The 15,758-nt window shown below is 59.2% G+C and carries 18 protein-coding genes and 1 pseudogene; 6 read left to right on the forward strand and 13 right to left on the reverse strand.

The window, feature by feature from the left end; all coding sequences use genetic code 11:
• Positions 1-44 precede the first annotated feature (44 nt).
• Positions 45-323 carry an HU family DNA-binding protein gene (locus AKG12_RS25340; RefSeq protein WP_046802236.1) on the reverse strand — a complete coding sequence of 93 codons (279 nt, stop codon included), beginning with the start codon at positions 321-323 and terminating at the stop codon, positions 45-47.
• A gap of 473 nt (positions 324-796) precedes the next feature.
• Between AKG12_RS25340 and AKG12_RS30815 the strand changes: the two genes are divergently transcribed.
• Positions 797-967, forward strand: a complete 171-nt coding sequence (locus AKG12_RS30815; protein WP_011982966.1) for a hypothetical protein — start codon at positions 797-799, stop codon at positions 965-967.
• Positions 968-1,603: 636 nt separating this feature from the next.
• Here the strand turns inward: AKG12_RS30815 and AKG12_RS31125 are convergent.
• Positions 1,604-1,864 (reverse strand): annotated as a pseudogene (locus AKG12_RS31125) (WGR domain-containing protein); the annotation flags it as partial.
• Positions 1,865-1,873: 9 nt separating this feature from the next.
• Complete coding sequence (locus tag AKG12_RS29760) at positions 1,874-2,329, reverse strand: thermonuclease family protein (protein WP_170979867.1); 456 nt, start codon at positions 2,327-2,329, stop codon at positions 1,874-1,876.
• A 555-nt stretch (positions 2,330-2,884) separates the two neighbouring features.
• Between AKG12_RS29760 and AKG12_RS25355 the strand changes: the two genes are divergently transcribed.
• The 3 genes from AKG12_RS25355 to AKG12_RS30425 all read left to right on the forward strand — a co-directional run bounded on the left by AKG12_RS25355 (position 2,885) and on the right by AKG12_RS30425 (position 5,191).
• Positions 2,885-3,319 carry a DUF3846 domain-containing protein gene (locus AKG12_RS25355; RefSeq protein ID WP_052760284.1) on the forward strand — a complete coding sequence of 145 codons (435 nt, stop codon included), beginning with the start codon at positions 2,885-2,887 and terminating at the stop codon, positions 3,317-3,319.
• Between the two features lie 395 nt (positions 3,320-3,714).
• Positions 3,715-4,038 (forward strand): hypothetical protein, encoded by a 324-nt coding sequence (locus tag AKG12_RS25360; RefSeq protein WP_046802235.1) that lies wholly within the window; start codon positions 3,715-3,717, stop codon positions 4,036-4,038.
• A 997-nt stretch (positions 4,039-5,035) separates the two neighbouring features.
• Positions 5,036-5,191, forward strand: a complete 156-nt coding sequence (locus tag AKG12_RS30425; RefSeq protein ID WP_156316089.1) for a hypothetical protein — start codon at positions 5,036-5,038, stop codon at positions 5,189-5,191.
• A 188-nt stretch (positions 5,192-5,379) separates the two neighbouring features.
• On the opposite strand, the gene AKG12_RS25365 is transcribed toward AKG12_RS30425, so the two are convergent.
• Positions 5,380-5,793 carry a winged helix-turn-helix transcriptional regulator gene (locus AKG12_RS25365; protein WP_052820907.1) on the reverse strand — a complete coding sequence of 138 codons (414 nt, stop codon included), beginning with the start codon at positions 5,791-5,793 and terminating at the stop codon, positions 5,380-5,382.
• 90 nt (positions 5,794-5,883) lie between these two features.
• Here AKG12_RS25365 and AKG12_RS25370 point away from each other — a divergent pair, with 90 nt between their 5' ends.
• Positions 5,884-6,234: an NmrA family NAD(P)-binding protein gene (locus AKG12_RS25370; RefSeq protein WP_082179043.1), complete on the forward strand. Its 351-nt coding sequence runs from the start codon at positions 5,884-5,886 to the stop codon at positions 6,232-6,234.
• A gap of 18 nt (positions 6,235-6,252) precedes the next feature.
• Here AKG12_RS25370 and tnpC read toward each other — a convergent pair whose 3' ends face one another.
• From tnpC to AKG12_RS25385, 3 genes are all read right to left on the reverse strand, one after another.
• Positions 6,253-7,845, reverse strand: coding sequence for an IS66 family transposase (gene tnpC, locus AKG12_RS25375; protein ID WP_052820909.1), 1,593 nt, complete (start codon positions 7,843-7,845; stop codon positions 6,253-6,255).
• A gap of 73 nt (positions 7,846-7,918) precedes the next feature.
• The gene (gene tnpB / locus AKG12_RS25380) at positions 7,919-8,263 is read right to left on the reverse strand and encodes an IS66 family insertion sequence element accessory protein TnpB (RefSeq protein WP_052820910.1); all 345 of its coding nucleotides are present in this window, start codon (positions 8,261-8,263) and stop codon (positions 7,919-7,921) included.
• Complete coding sequence (locus tag AKG12_RS25385; protein ID WP_176526848.1) at positions 8,260-8,610, reverse strand: transposase; 351 nt, start codon at positions 8,608-8,610, stop codon at positions 8,260-8,262. The genes tnpB and AKG12_RS25385 overlap by 4 nt, the downstream gene beginning before the upstream one ends.
• On the opposite strand from AKG12_RS25385, the gene AKG12_RS25390 reads away from it, so the two are divergent.
• The gene (locus AKG12_RS25390) at positions 8,518-9,279 is read left to right on the forward strand and encodes an NmrA family NAD(P)-binding protein (RefSeq protein ID WP_237681279.1); all 762 of its coding nucleotides are present in this window, start codon (positions 8,518-8,520) and stop codon (positions 9,277-9,279) included. The two genes, AKG12_RS25385 and AKG12_RS25390, sit on opposite strands and share 93 nt — an antisense overlap.
• 182 nt (positions 9,280-9,461) lie before the next feature.
• Here the strand turns inward: AKG12_RS25390 and AKG12_RS25395 are convergent, their stop codons facing one another.
• The 6 genes from AKG12_RS25395 to AKG12_RS25420 form a co-directional block, all read right to left on the reverse strand.
• Positions 9,462-10,376: a nucleotidyl transferase AbiEii/AbiGii toxin family protein gene (locus tag AKG12_RS25395; RefSeq protein ID WP_234905345.1), complete on the reverse strand. Its 915-nt coding sequence runs from the start codon at positions 10,374-10,376 to the stop codon at positions 9,462-9,464.
• Positions 10,366-10,776 carry a DUF6088 family protein gene (locus tag AKG12_RS25400; protein ID WP_052820911.1) on the reverse strand — a complete coding sequence of 137 codons (411 nt, stop codon included), beginning with the start codon at positions 10,774-10,776 and terminating at the stop codon, positions 10,366-10,368. The genes AKG12_RS25395 and AKG12_RS25400 overlap by 11 nt, the downstream gene beginning before the upstream one ends.
• A gap of 404 nt (positions 10,777-11,180) precedes the next feature.
• On the reverse strand, positions 11,181-12,302 hold the full coding sequence (locus AKG12_RS25405; RefSeq protein WP_141402094.1) for an SAVED domain-containing protein: 1,122 nt from the start codon (positions 12,300-12,302) through the stop codon (positions 11,181-11,183).
• 11 nt (positions 12,303-12,313) lie between these two features.
• On the reverse strand, positions 12,314-12,775 hold the full coding sequence (locus AKG12_RS25410) for a Mov34/MPN/PAD-1 family protein (protein ID WP_197283355.1): 462 nt from the start codon (positions 12,773-12,775) through the stop codon (positions 12,314-12,316).
• Complete coding sequence (locus AKG12_RS25415) at positions 12,772-14,481, reverse strand: ThiF family adenylyltransferase (RefSeq protein WP_052820913.1); 1,710 nt, start codon at positions 14,479-14,481, stop codon at positions 12,772-12,774. The genes AKG12_RS25410 and AKG12_RS25415 overlap by 4 nt, the downstream gene beginning before the upstream one ends.
• Complete coding sequence (locus AKG12_RS25420; RefSeq protein WP_052820949.1) at positions 14,478-15,698, reverse strand: nucleotidyltransferase domain-containing protein; 1,221 nt, start codon at positions 15,696-15,698, stop codon at positions 14,478-14,480. Before AKG12_RS25420 ends, AKG12_RS25415 begins: the two co-directional genes overlap by 4 nt.
• Positions 15,699-15,758: the final 60 nt, after the last annotated feature.

A 15,758-nucleotide genomic window follows, 5' to 3' on the forward strand; every position in this document is an offset into this window, starting at 1 on the left:
GGCAGTGCGCAGGGATCCGGCTTTGCCATTGTCATGGGGATGCCTCAGGCGTTGAGTGCGTCCTTCACGGCCTTGCCCGGCGTAAACGTCAGCTTCTTCGCGGCAGCGATCTTGATCGTTGCGCCGGTTGCCGGGTTGCGGCCCTCGCGCTCCGGCGTTTCCTTCAGCTTGAATTTGCCAAAGCTCGGAATGGACGTCTCCGCACCGGCCAGCGCCGCCTCGGAAATCTGCCGGAAGACGCTCTCCACAATCGCCTTGGCCTGCGCCTTGCTCAGGTTCTGCTCGGACGCGATCTTGTCTGCAATTTCGTTGGTCGTGGTCATAATATAATGGCTCCTCGTGTTTCACACCTTCCGGTATGAAGTTGAAGATTTGGCAACGATAGGGGCGATATATCCGCATTCGCCCGAAAAGACGCGAAAACCACAGGAATTATGCGTCTTCGGGCGTCCCTGAGGCCCGGTGGGCCATCTACCCCCGTCCAATGGTACAAGGCCGACGAACAGGTTCGGTCTCTCCCGATACGATGAAGATGCAGGCGGGTATCGAACCCACTTGCTTCTTTCCAGTGCCATACGGAGAGGTGGGGTCTGCTCAGATCGTCCCATTGTGCCGTTCGGAAATGACGGCCTCAAGGACGCATGGTTCCCCCAATTTTCAGCCCCGTCCCGAAGGGCCGGGTCAGAAAATCGGCTCCCCCATACGCCGGCTCCGCCGGTCGCGTGCCGCGATCCTTGACCCCGCCATCCCCTCACGCCGCGGGTCCTCGTCTTTCACAAACGTCAAGGAGACGACGATGACCTATGCCCTCGAAATCCAGGTTGAAGAGTTGCGCGCCGAGATGCGGGCCGTAGTCGATGCCGCAGAGCGCCGTCAGATCAAGGCCGAGCTCGAACTCGCTCAGGCCGAACTGGCCGCCGCGCTTGCCGAACAGGACGGCAGCCATTCCTCGGAGCCTCCGTTTTGACGGAGGCTTTCTGCCGCAGTTGCCGGCCCAGCCCGCCGGATCGACCGGCGGCCAGGGCCCGACGCTTCGCTTCGCCACCGACCACACCAACACCGCAGCCTGCATCCCACCGGAAGAGATCGGGGACGTAGCCGCGTCCTTCCTTTCGATCCCCTGTCATCGGCATCGGGGATGTTGCAGCCCGGTGGTCGTACCGCAACCTGCCGCCAACAGAATTTTCCTTAGCCTGCGGCTCCTCGCGCCGCAAAATTCCGTCGCCGGCAGGTCCTCCGCATGCGCTGTGGCCCTTTCGGGTGCAGCACGCCTTTCCGGGCCGCGGCCTATCCCCGCAATGACACGTTATCGAAAGGAGTAAACATCATGCGCCAACTCGCCCAATTCCTCACCGCCACCGGTCGCCGGCTGCGCGCACTCGGCAAAGTCGCCGGCCATTTCTTCCGCAAAGGCAAACTCGGCCTCAAGCTCGCAATCAAGATCCCGTTCTTCGTCGAGATCGAGATCGCCTTCGAGACGGACTGGGACCGGCGCCGATAAGGCGCCTGTCGAGGCCCGCTCGCGCGGGCCTCGTTCCACCTGTCGTCCCGCCGGGCGATAGCCGCGTGTCCGCTTCTGGCGAGCGAGATCGAGAAACAGCAGCACCGCCTCCTCTTCACGCTGGAAGATATGCGCTTTTGACTGGCCGCGCGCGCCGATGCGTCCCCAGCGGCGCGTCAGCCGGGTCTCTCCAAACAGGGTTTCCGAGATATCCATGGCATAGTAACGCGCCATGTTCATCGAGGCGTCCTTGCGTTCGATATAAAGCTGATAGGGCTGCGCAATCATGACGACAGAATCGTCGATTGCCGATTCCGCGTCCAACCAGAGATTTGAATCGGTCAGGCCCGACCGATTCATCATGGTGATGGATCAACCGCACCAGGGATGGCGCGCGCCGTCCCAACGCCGCGCTAGACCTTCCGAAATGAGGATCTCGCCGATGGACTGCCCATCGCGGACAACCCTGCGCAACTTCCGGCCATACCTGTCCTCGTCCCGATCACCCGCCTCAAGCGAAAATGCTCCGCCATTGAGAAGGTCGAGCAAACGTATCTTCGCCGTCTCGCCCTTGATCCTTTCCGCCTCGCACCGCGGCGGGCTGAGCTCCGGTGTGTCGATATCCGCAATCCTGATCTTCTGATCACCAAGCCAGAACGTGTCGCCGTCGACCACGCAGTCGCGGTGAAGCCCATCCGGACAGATGCCGAAGCGAACCAAAATCGAACCGCTTGCCCGTGCGGTTATCGGCGGTCCGAGATCAGCGGTGATGTCCTGCGTCGCAACAAGATATCCACCAAGCGCCACCAAAGCGATGATGGTCGCCAATACAATGCTGCTGGGTCGGATACGGCTGGGTTTCCACCTCGGCCGTTTCGGCGGTCTCCTTTCAGCCGTGGCGGCTGGTTTCCGCTTTTCAGTTCGTTTGCTTCGCTCTTCATCGAGCTTGACGATTTTGTTCAATGCCTGCCGGTCCTCGCAATCTGTTTTCGTTTCCCGCCTTATCCAAATATCAACGGAATGAAAGGGCATTCAGGGCGACCCGCTTCGCGGACGGCTCTATTCGCTGCGCGAACGGAGCCCGCAGGCGGTCTCCGCCGATCCCGGTGACGATCCTCTCGCTCGGCTGCGCCGATGGAAATCGCCTCTGGCGATTCATCCCGGTCTGGTCGGGAAAAGAGGGCGCCGCCCTCTCTCCCCAGCAAGGTCCAAGCGCCGGTCTCCCCGTCCTTCCGCGCCTGCTTGTGCAGGACGGGTGATCCCCCTCCGGCGCCTGCGCCTTGCCCCCCTCTCACCCGCCGCTCCGCGCGCGCTCGGGAAGCAGGAGCGGGGCCTGCTTCCTGACCAAAGGCCCATCGCTTCGCGAACCGAAGGAGCTTCAAAATGACCCTCAATGCCTATCTTGTCGAAGTCGAAACCCGCAGCATCCGCATGGTGGCGATCGATCCGGCAAACAGCCTTGCCGACATTCGCCGTCATATCGGATGCAACCTCATCGACATGGTGAGGATCGACCGGAACCATTGCATCATCGTTGACGACAACGGACTGATGGACGAGATCCCATGCTTCACCGAGGTTGCCGATTATGCAAGTCCACTGGCCGGGAAGCTCCTGATCATCGGCACCGACCAGTTTGGCGAAACCGTATCACCGAAACGGCCTATCGAGGATTTTGCCGCCATCCTGACAATCCGGTTCCCGGTTCTATCACCGACTTTCGAAGCAATCAGCGGACCGCACGTCTTCGGCAGCCGCGTCAGCGGTTTTACCGCCACGTTGAAGGCCGCCAATCCGGACGTGATCGCCACGGCGTGACGGCGGCAGAAGGGGGCGGGCAATCCCGTCCCCGTTCACTCTATCCTAGGCGCCATGGAGCTTCGGGTGTTGCGGCCCTGTCGTCGCAGCTTCGCCGGGTGGTCGGGATCGACCGGCCCGCCCGACGGAAAGAGGGCCTGGCCCTCTCACACTCTCCCTCCACACGGACACGGCGCCTTCGGCGCCATGGGCTCTTCTTCTCTGACTTCCCATTTTGCACCCGCCACTCCGGCGTCAAGGACTGCGCGGTTCCCCCAATTTTCAGCCGTCGTCTATGGCGCCATCAGAAAATCGGCTCCCCCGCTTGCCGCCTCCGGCGGTCGCGTGCCGCGATCCCTGACCCCTCGCGGCTATCGTGCGGCCTCCTTCCGTCAGAAAACGAAAGGAGACTTCTTATGACACAGCGCAAGATCAAATACAACGATGGTGGAAGCCCGGAATACTGGCGGCAGCGTACCGAGGGGTTCCGTCTCATCCGCGCGGCTGAACGGGCACTGGTCCGTGTCAAAAACGCGCCGCAATACATCGCCGGCGGCTGGGACGAAGACTATGGCGACTATGAGCCGGTCGAAAATCTCGGCCCCTATGACGATATGGATGAGGCAATCCGAGCCATCGAGGCCAATGAGACGGCCGTCGATATCCTCGTTGCCCAACGCCGGACCCATTTCGGCGACTGGCCTGTCGCCGCCGTGATCCGCGAACTGGGGACCGACTGACATGCAGACGAGAGGCGGCACGGTCGCCTCTCGTCTTTTCCGCGTAGTCCTGACCGCTTGCCGGCATCGAGCCTGCGCGCGGTCTTGAGGGGAGAGACTTGCCGCCTCTCCCCCCAAACACCCCTCTCCCTGTGGCGCGGGGCAAGCCCCGCCCGGCCTTTCGGGCCGGTAAACGGACGCTGCCGCGACTTCCCCAAACAATACGGAGAGGATGATCGTCCTGCGCTGCGCCCTCATGCTTCGGGCATCCGCTCCAGACGATCATCCTCTCCTGCGGTGTGCTCGCCGCCCCATCGTTCGCATGTCATCGATGTCCGTTCCCCTTCGGTCACGGGCATCCCGACTGCTCCCGAGGGCGGCTCGCTTCAGCATCTCACCATCATGTCCGGCCCTCGCGCTGTTCCTCCTCCGCGGATCACAGGCGATACACCTGTGATCGCTGTTGCATCGTCTGACGACTCGCAACAGCATTGGCGGGTCGGGCACGTGGGCCGGACATGATGGTGAGAGATGGCAGGATAGGCTAACGGTATACCGCTAGCCGTTTCGCCCGAGGGGCGATGGTCGCCAGGGCGACCGGGCGTCTCCGTGATCTGCAAACTTTTGCCAGAATTGGACAAGAACGACGGGTGTGAGCGATCGATGTACGTCCGGAAGTGAGGAGGGCGGTTGCGCCTGTTTTGAGGGGTTCCCGGAGCCTTCATCCGGCTGGAGATATCCCGGTGATCGGCGATTGTGCGGTTAAGTGAATAAGCGAATAAGTGGGCAGGTGGTTCAGCGAATCCGCGGCTGAGCGATGGTGTGAATGAGTGCTTTGCCGAGTGAGTGCATCGGCAAATAAGCGATTGAGTGGCTCGGTGCTTGGCTGAATAGGTAAATCAGCAGATCGGCAAAGAAGCGTATCGGCGAAATGACGCAACGCCTATTCGCCGAATAGGTAAAGCAGTGAACCGGTGTATGCGCGACCAGGCGAATCCGTGATTGGGCAAGTCGGTGAATGAGCGAATCGGTGTTTACGCCAACCGGAGAATCGGTCGATCAGCAAAGAAGAGAAGCGGTGAAACACCGGTTGCGCGAAGAGGTGAAACCGTCAACAGGTTGTTCTGTCATTGAGCAAACCGGCGAAAGCTCCAATCGGCAAATAGGTCAATGAGCGAACTGTCGTTTTGATACGACAGGCCCAAACATCCCCGTCGGCACGATCAACAACAACAGATCACAAAATAGGGCTTGCGACCTTGAATGCAGCCGTTGAACGAGGAACCGATAACGCGGAAAGCGGGCGTGGCGAAACGGTTACCTGGAGCGATCTCTTCACCTCAGCTCTTTTCGGGGGCTGATCTATGACTCTGCCCGGTCGTAAGCGCGCCGGCGCGCCTTGATGGAGTCCAGATTGTCGTGGACCCAGAAGTTAAATCCCTCGAGGGCGCGCAAAGCTCCATGGGCGATCTCTGTCAGTTCGTATTCGACGCGTGGTGGCACTTCGGGAAAATAGTGACGCACAACAAAGCCGTCGCGCTCGAGATTGCGCAGCGTGAGCGTCAGCATGCGCTGGGTGATCTCACCGACCTCTTTTCTCAAGGTCGAAAAGCGAAGCCGATGACCTTCCGCGAGAGAAAGACGCCAAAGAACCGGCACAGTCCATTTGTCGCTCAGCAGGCTGCAGACCCCGTTTGACGGGATCGGCCTGAACTGTCTGTCGTTTTCTGATCCGCGCGATGGGCCGGCATCGATCTGTTCTTCCAAGGGTGTCATCCTTGTGCCTGATGCTGAAAAATGTGCCGTCTTCCGGCAGAATTACATTCGTATATATAGACGGTCCTTGTTTTAACGCGAGGGCTTCAAGTGACCAATAGCAAGCAACCCATTCTGGTTTTCGGCGCTACCGGAAGACAGGGAGGATCTGTCGCCAATGCTTTGCTGAAGGCGGGATGGCCCGTTCGCGCGCTCGTTCAGGATTCCAGCAAAGCTGCATCTGTGCAATTGCGGAATGCGGGCGTCGAGCTAGTGCAGGGTTCATTTGAAGAGACCAATGTTATCCGCTCAGCGATGAAAGACGCCTATGGCGTCTTTAGCGTGTTGCCAGCCAACCTGGCCGCCGAGGACGAAATTCGTTATGGTATATCGATTGCAGATATAGCTGCCGAAGCCGACATCAATCATTTTGTTTATACGTCAGGCGCGAGTGTTGGGTAAGCGACAAGCCGAGGCCGTTCAGGCTGTGTAATTCCACGGCATGAGTGCGTCGATTTCGCTGCTGGGCCAGCCGTTGGCTATGCGCTCGAGGGTCTGGGTGAGCCATGCCTGCGGATCGACGTTGTTCATCTTCGCCGTCTGCAGGAGCGTGGCGATTGTCGCCCAGGTCTTGCCCCCGCCGTCGCTGCCGGCGAATAGACTGTTCTTTCTGGTAATTGCCTGGGGCCTGATAGCGCGCTCAACGATGTTGGAATCGAGCTCAATGCGGCCGTCGGCGAGGAAGCGTTCGAAGATAGAGCGACGTGAGGTAGCATAGCGGATCGCCTCTGCGAGCTTCGATTTGCCAGAGATCCGCGGTAGGGTCCTCTGCCAGAGGGCGAAGAGCTCAGTGACAACAGCGTCAGATGTCTTCTGGCGCGCCGCGACACGAGCGTCAGGGCTTTGCCCACGCACCGTCTCTTCGACCTGCCAGAGCTTTGCCATGAGCTCCACCGTTTCGGTGGCGATCTTTGAGCTTTCGGAGGCGTGGAGCTCGTAGAACTTGCGCCTGCTGTGGGACCAGCAGCCGGCCAGCATCACACCGTCATTGCCGCCGTCAGATCGGGCAAGCTTGTTGTAGGCACCATACCCGTCAACTTGGAGAATACCGCGATAGCCATTCAGGTGCCGGGCGACACGATCGCCAGCGCGGCTATCTTCGAAGCGATAGGCGACCATCGGCGGACCACTGCCGCCGAAGGGTCTGTCATCTCTGGCATAGGCCCATAGCCAGGCCGTCTTTGCCGATCCGGATCCGGGCGCGAGCGTGGGCAACGTCGTCTCGTCAGCGAAGATCCGCTCAGCCTTCTTGATCTCGGCGAGGATATAGTCGGCCAGGATATCGAGCTCGAAGCCGAGCTTCCCCATCCATTGAGCCATCAGCTTCCGGTCAAGCTCAACCTTGTCGCGGGCATAGATTGCCTCCTGCCGATAGAGCGGAAGGCCGTCTGCATACTTCGAGACCGCGATCTGGGCGAGAAGCGCTTCCGTCGGAATGCCACCCTCGATGATGTGCGCGGGTGCGGCTGCCTGAATGACGCCGTCTTCGTTTTTGAAGGCATACTTCGGCCGGCGGGTGACGATGACCCGGAACTTCGCTGGCACGACATCCAGCCGTTCCGAGACGTCTTCCCCGATCAGCACCTTCTGCTTGCCGGCGTGTTCGGGCAGTTCATCTGGCTCGATCACCACCTCGACCCGCTCCAGGTGAGGTGCGAAGCCTTTGCGCGGCCGCGGCTGACGTTTGCCATCCGGATGGGCTGTGCCCTTGGTGACCTGGGCTCGGATCGCAGCGATGCCGGTCTCGATCTCCTCGAAGACAAAAGCCTGCTGCTCGTCGTCGACGGTTGGGGAGCCAAGCTTCTCCGATCGCCGGCCGAAGCGGGCCCGATCGAAGGCTCTCAGGATCTGGGTCAGTCGCTCGATGCGTTCATCGGCATCGGCGTTTCTGGCCTTCAGGTCTGCGACCTCGCTCTCAAGAGCATCGGTGCGCGCTGCCTTCTCGGCCATGGCAAGGACCATGGCTTTCAGGGTCTCGACATCATCAGGGAGCAGCAGATCGGGCGGCGTCATGAGGCCTACCAGAGCATATTGTGCTCAGGTTTTCCTGCCCTTTCAGACGGTTGATTCACTTCGCCGCAGGCATCTACCCCACGATCTCCGGCGGCTTCACCGCCACAGAGCGAACCCGTCTCCAATCCATGCCATCAACGAGCGCCATGAGCTGGGCATGGTTGAGCTGCACCCGGTTATGGCCGATCCGCGGCCAGCAGAACCGCGCCTTCTCCAGCCGTTTGGAATAGAGGCAGACGCCTGATCCATCCCACCAGACGATCTTGACCCGGTCCGCCCGCTTCGCCCGGAAGAGATAAAGCGAGCCGTTGAACGGATCACTGCCAGCATCGCGCACCAGCGACAGCAGGCTGTCCGGCCCCTTGCGGAAGTCGATGGGATGGCTGGCGAGGAAGACCTTTACACCTGCGGGGATCATGCCGCCCGCACCGCGCGGATCACACGCTGCAGATGCGCCTCGTCGACATGCTGGCCTGCCCGCACGACGATACCGCCAATGATGATTTCGACGACGGGGTCGGGGTCGGATACAACGCTCTGTGGATCCACTGTCGCTGCTGCTTGCCCAGGCTCATCATTTCCCAGGAGTTCTCTGCGCCAGCGATAGAGCTGAGACGGAAGGATCCCGATCTGACGCGCAACTGCTGAGACGTTCACGCCGGGCTGACAGGCTTGCTCGACCGCTGTCGCCTTGAACTCGTCAGACCAGAAACGCCGCAACTGTCGCGGCGAGCCGTCAAGACGATCGGGCACCGCCTCGATCATACGCATCAATCCAAGGCTAGCCGCAGGTCTAGACATAGATCCTCACATTCAGAGAAGTCGTATGTCCGAAATACCCTGCCCAGCATCAGCAGCGCCAGATGGGGTCTCCTTGCCGCTTACAGTGTTGGGAATGAACTGACAGGTGTTCCGCGCTTCGACGCCAAGCCCCGTATCGAAGCCCATGTTCGACAACTCGACATGACGACCACCATCATCCGGCCGATGATTTTCATGGAAATGCTCTTACGACCCGGTTTCGGTCTGGATGAGGGCCGTTTGGTTTCCCTGATCCGACCGGATCATTCCATTCAGCTAATCGCCGTGGAAGACATCGGCCGGTTCGTTGCTGCCGTGCTTGCCGACAAGTCCCGCTTTGGCGGCGCAACACTTAAGATCGCCAGCGACCGCCTGACCGGGCGCGAGCTTGAGGTTCTACTCAGTGAAGCATCCGGTCGCCCGATACGCTACGAACGGTTTCCCGACGGCGTACTGGCTGCAAACGCTGATCTCGCGCATATGGCGGAGAGTCTGGAAGGCGGGCCGCTCGCCGAGCAGGTCGATCTGGAACTCATGCGCGAAATAAACCCCGACCTGCTCACTTTCAGGTCCTGGCTTGCGGGCAGTGGGGGCAGGTCGCTCGATGCAGCTTTGTCGGCATCAGCCTCCTGAGACTAGGCAAGCTTCAAGAATTGCAAGCGAGCATCAACGGGACAGGCTTGTCAGGCAGCCTGCGGCCCTATTGCCGCCATTTTAGGTCGGGGGACCCGGTAGCAACACCGGCCTTACAAGGCGCCTGTCGATGAGCTCTGCGTTTCCGGTCAATGTTCCAGTCTGCATCGGCGAAACCGACCTTACGCTTCGCGGACTTTCTGCGCAAAGCGTTCTACAACGGTGAAGGCCTCCGCGAAACTTGGCCGCGCGCCGTATACCATGTCGCCCATGAGCTTTTCGTAGTGCGCGGCGAATTCGGCATGTGTCGCCATGATCTCAAACGTCTTGAGCGTCTCAGCGCGAGGATCTGACTTGTAGTCCGGGTATTTGTCCGCCCGGTCACCTTTTGCCTCGGCCACCATCGTATCCAGTGCAATTGCAGCTGCTGTATCTAGGTCGTACTTACCGTCCATGCGTGAAATGTCATAGACATGACGGACCAGCGTGTGGTCTAGCGGCTCGTGCCCGGCAAAAGCAAAGCCTGCCCGGCGCCCGAGCGCGACGAACTTGTCGGCAGCCGTTTCCACCAGACGAACGCATTTAACATCGTTGGCCTCGGCCGGCCGACCGGTGGCTTCCCCGACGAATGAGGTGACCGAACACAACTCCGGGGCGGTGCAGATCGGAAAAGCCGCAATTTCGATCTTGATCTCCGGGCGTAGGACACCCTCGCCCTTGGCGATCGGATCGTAGGGCAGGTCGTATCGTACATAAGAGCCGTTCTGGAGTACCCGCACGTGCCCTTCAACCGTGAAGCCGGCGTCTTCCAGACGTTTGCTGACCGCGCGTCTCATACGCTTGAGGGACCCGCGCTCACCGGCATTTTCCCCTACGATGCGCAAGTCTATGTCTTCTGACATGCGTTCGAGCAGACGATATGCCCGGCCAAGCGCCGTCCCGCCACCGAAAGCCAACGTCAATCCGTCGACCTCTACGTCGTGGATCGCCGCGAGGGCACGCACGACGAACCAATCCTTTTCGACGAGGGCCGTCGAGGGCAGGGCGAAGTGGTCCTGCACCTCGAGCAGCGTCTGCAGGTCCGGCTTATCGCTCAACGCGAAGCTCCGTACGGCCGTCGGATAGCCGGCGGCTGAAGCGTTTCCCGACCTTGACGGTAAGATTAACCGGGACCTGGGTGGACTGCCCCAGATTATAGGCCTGGGTGCTGTCACCTTGCTCCCAAGGGACCCCAAGTTTGTTCAGGGCCTGGAGGGCAGCACCGTGAAACCCGTTTGAACTGGAGACCATAACGCGCCCCGACAGCCGTGACCGTACGGCCCGGGCATAGACACCATAGCCCAAGCGTATGAGCGCGCCATCCTTCACCAACGCCCTCAGGGCCCGAAGAACCTGATCGCCGCCGCTCAGGTCAGCAAAGTCGCGCGGAATGAAGACGTCGGTCTTCTTCGTCCGGCTAACTCTCGTCCTGATCCGTTGCTTCAATGTCTGATCCATGATCGGTTTCCCGTTACAAAAACCCGACACTGAATATATGCAAAAACCCGACACATGGCAACCTTGTCCCAATACGTGATACACTGACCAGGCCCCACCAATGCAGCGATGCGGGGCTGTTCCAGCTAGCATCGGTTGCGATACAACACCGTTCAAAGAACAAAAGTTTCAAGCGGTCACGCTGGCGATTGCTGAACGCACGGATGATGGGCAAGCCGGTCCATCCCCATCACCTCTTGCAGCAGGACCGCGAGACTGTTGATCCCCACGCGGAATAGACCGGCTCCTATCGAGGTCGGCCTTGAGGTCAGCGCCCGGTCCGAAGATGAGCCAAAACTTCTCAAGTGTCAGGACACCATACGCTCAGGTGTTCGCCATATCCCAGCTGTCCTCGAGGCTCGCCCTTACGTCCGTTCCGGAAATCGCGCAGCGCCTTCATCCGTCTGAATCACACGGGCAACATTTACCCCGGCAACAGGCATCTCGATCCCCCACGGGTATCGCCTTTCCTGGGAACGTTCAAACTGATAGACCGCGACCCTCGGTAGATTTCGCTTGTCATAGCGACGAGCAAGATTGAACACGACACTGTTCTGGGCTGCCAGAACCAGATGGACTTGCTCCACGCCTATTGCATCGAGCTGTTTCAAGACGCCGAGGAACTGATCGGCTAGCTCTGACTGCCTCGCCTGAGACCAATGAGATGATTGCAGGTCAGGCAATGTCATTCTGACAATCGGGCAGTTAAACGTCGTCGCGAGATCTTCGGTTTTCACCATATACGAAGCTGAGATCGCGAGAACGACTTCCCGCTGTGCCCCGGCCTGTTCCATACCGGTAATTTCAAAACGTGATGCATCGTCTTGACCGTCAAGCAGGCGCCAACGGCTTGCAACCCGATCCCAATCCATGACGACAATATCGCCTTCGTCGTCCAGAAGCAGACCGGTCAAAAAGGTCAATGGGACGGCCGTAAGGCCGCCGTAGACTGTCGTAAGGTCGCTACGTTCGTTGCCCTTCTGCGCCTGATGGACCCAGGTTTTCATTGCGGCAACAGGTGGAAGGAGATCTTCCGGCTCGACGATTACGCCATCCTTACGCTGCCGCAGATCGAGCATGTAGTCGATACGCGTGCCCGTTATGCTTTCGGGTACGGCGGATTTGAGCGATGATCCATCGTCATCGCGCAAACCTCTCCCTTCGATGACAAAGACCTTTTTCCGCGCAAGACGCTTTTGCTCGTTCGCATAACGTATCCAGGCCCACATGGCCGATCCCAACATGAGGGCAATGCAGACGACCGTGATGATCCAGAGAATACTATCGGGCACAGCACCTGCCGTTCCGAACTCTATCGATCCGGACTCCCCTCCGATGGTACCGGAATATTTGAAGACCCAGTTTGCCCCGTGGATTGCAACCAAGACCGCAACGGCTCCGCGGAAAATCCAGCTTTCAGCATGACGGGCTCGCACGAACCACGAGACCAACGATCGAACGACAAAATCCAATGTATTCCAGTTCATCGCGATGCCCTTCAATTTGCGCGCAGGTCGATCATTTCAGGCGGGAGTGCACGCCGGTGCAGGCTCGCTGATGCATTGAAACGGCCCCAAAACCCAAGCTTCACAATCAGGAGCACGGCAAAACCGATACCTCTTTCACCGTCAACCAGTTCCTGCATGGAGCGCACGTCAGTGAGGCTTGGTCGAACCGGGAAACTTGGATGGGAATGCCATTCGCCCAAGTAGTTGAATGCTTGATAATTGTGACCTGTTCGGTCGAAGAACGCATCCAGCGCATGGCGGTGATGATCAGCATCACGCACAAAGTGGGCATCGGCTCCTGACGCTTCGTCCACCGAGAAGTCTAGAACGGAGAAATGCCCGCTTGCAATCTCCTGTCCCATGAGAATGCCGCCGATTTCACGCGATCCGGCTCGCCTCAACGGTAACTTCATGCGATCACGGATCTGTCTGGAGAGTGTCACCCTGATCACGCATTCACCTTCGGAAACAGCGATGTAAGGAGCTCTTTGAGCTCTTCGGACGAAGCCAGTTCCTGCGCACCACCCCAGTCACCTTCCTGCCGAAGATCGATTGGCCAGGTATCAAAGGGCGCATGGAAAATCCATTCGGCCACCAGTCCGATCGCGTAGGCAGAGCAAGGAAAGACGCTTTGCTCGCGCGTGAGAAAATCCAGAATGAACCTGGACGCATGGTTGGCAATTACGCTGACATCAGCGTCATCGGCGATCAACGGTTGGGCGTTATCTCGCTCGATGCCATAGTCCGTCTCGGTTGCGGCGATCCACGGCACGTTATGACTATCGCACCATGCGCGGATTTGGCTGCGCGCTTCGGTAGGGATCGGATCAAACCCCGGGCGGACCCTAGCAATGATGCCGCCGATCCCACCCGCAAAGACCTGACACCAGACCATGGGTTTGCTATGACGACGGGCAACAGCTGCAACGAGGTTGAACGCTCGGGGGTCTGCCGTCGCGTCGACCAATAGGTCGGCTTGGACCAACTCCTCCATAACGGACTCTGTCGATCCCGCACTCTCCTGCTGACCGAGTGCAATCCGCCGAACGGAGATGTCTGCGTTTGCCACCAGATTCTGCAGGCGGGCTCCAAGGGCATCGACTTTGTGTTGACCGATTGCCTGCGCATCAAGATCATTCCTGACAAGGTTTGCCTGGAAAAAGACATCGTCATCGACCAGCGTGAAATTGCGTACGCCAGATCGCGCGAGCGTGCCTGCGATTTTTGAACCCACAGAACCGCAGCCAACGATTGCTATCCGCTTTTGCGCCAAGCTGTCGTAACCTGCAGGCAGCCTTCCAGAGACGCTTGGGGCGACAATTATCTTATAGCCAAAGACACTCTGTTTGCCCTCATAGGGGTAAAGATTTAGCGCGACCCAATGGTTTTCATCTCCAAGCAACACAAAACCATCGAATGGGTTCTTGGGAAGTTTTGCCAGCAGGTCGGGAAACTCTACCGGCATCACGTCGGCGAAATCTTTGGGGCTTAGGCGGAAGCGGTCAACGTTTCGCGTTGTCCGGATAACGAACCCATTTGCGATCGAGGAGTGCGAGGGTTGCGGCGCATTCTGGGCCCACAATATCCCTTCTTCACCTACGCTCATGAGCGATGCGACCCATGTTGGCTTGGCGAGCCGATCCCAGACGGTGATGGCTGTCGGAACATCGACGGGCAAAGCTGCAAGAACCGTCGCGGCGCTGTCGTCAAGAATGAAGCGCGTAAATTCGCCACGGGTCTCCCTGCCGATTGATGCCTGATGCGCTGAGCGGACGATGCCGGGCTCGTTTTCGCCTGGCCGCTCTCCTGACAGAAGACGATGGGCGCTTTCAACCATCATTGCGCCGGTGATCGAAGGAGCCCAGTTGTCCGGCCTGAACTCGAGGCAAAGCTCACCGCCGGGGCCGTACTGATGCCAGGAAAGGCGCCGTTCATCGCGGGGCTGCACCATTGGTGGTGTGTCGGGAAAGGTGGACGGATATATCATGGAAAGACCAAACGTCTCTGCGCCATGTTGCACGTCGAAATCCACGATCAGATGAAGATCATCTCCCAGCCGCCAGGAGATACCCGACAACCAGCCATCGCGTTCAGACAATTGCGCGATCGCAGTTCGCTCGGCTTTCGCACGGGCAACGTCGGTAAGCCACCAGCTCATGCAAATCCCTTCGGCGTAGTGGGAACCCGAGCGGCATTTCCAAAAGACGGAATCGCTGCGACCGGCGCGATGGGAGCCACCGACGCCGCCCTCAGGAGCCCGCCGCCGCCGCCGATGCGGCGCGTGGCCCGATCCGACAATGCTGCGCCCATACGGGCCGACACCGCCTCGTTCATACCCTGCAACGTCGCGGCACGGGCAGCGCGACCGAAGTCTTCCCGTGCTTGGTTGAGCCATCGGAAGAAGGCCTCGGCCTTGCGCGGGTTCTTTTCCCACTTGTCAGCAAAATTTTCGAAAGGGTCGGTCGGGTTTGGAATGATGAATTTGGACCCGTCATGCTGGATATATCGATCCATTCCGTTGAGGATGGAGAAGAGAGCGCCGGCAATGGTGTCTTCCTGAACGTAGGCGTGACCAGACAGGGTCGTGATGATGACGGAAATAGGTTTCAAGTCGGCCTCTTGGGCGAACATATTGTCGCGATGCCGCTTCAAAATCATCACCGCGGCTTGCAGCGGTGTGCGTACGCGGAAGTCCGGAAGTTGCTCGACGCTCGCCGTCACGCCTCGCTGGCGCAACGATTCCACCAGCTCCCGCTTCCGCCGCGCGAGGACCACGGCCATTCGTGACTTGAACCATTCACCGTACCCCTTAGGATTGGAGCGCGGCCAATCATACGTCTTCTGCCTGTAGGTCGGGACTTCCCGGTCGGTGATGGCGATGGCAGTATCTGCCCAACGTACGTCGAAATGGGCACGCTCCAGGAGAAGTCGCTGCTCCATCCCGTTAGGAAGGGCAGGCACGATATCCATGTGGAATTGCGCACCGTCGGCATAGGAAAGCACCCAGCAGCGTCTACCCTCTTCCACAGGCTTCGTCATGCCTTTGGCATCATGATAGGCTTTGATTTCATAACCTAGGAGCTGTTTCAGGTCGAACTGGGTAAGGTCACCTTTCGCAAGCTTCTTGAGCTCGCAAACCGAGTCGACGTCATACTCCTCGGAATCGTTTATCGGCCGGATTGCGGTTCCGAGTCGAAACGATCCCTGCACGTAAGCGGTCGGATCAAAATTGCGAACCGTGCTTTCAGGCCGATGAAACCAGTCGCCTAGAGACTTGTAGCTTCTTTCCGCCTGCTCATACCGGGACTCCGGAATGGCCAGTTCCTCCGCCATCGCCTGAAGAAATCTCTCAACCTGATCGTCAGTACCCGCCATATCCAGCTCCATTTGTCGTCTTGTCCGCCTGCAACTCGCCATAGCGGCGGCAGTCGCGGC

It is taken from the genome of Agrobacterium sp. SUL3, from assembly GCF_001263295.1.
GTDB classification, from domain to species: Bacteria; Pseudomonadota; Alphaproteobacteria; order Rhizobiales; family Rhizobiaceae; genus Agrobacterium; species Agrobacterium tomkonis.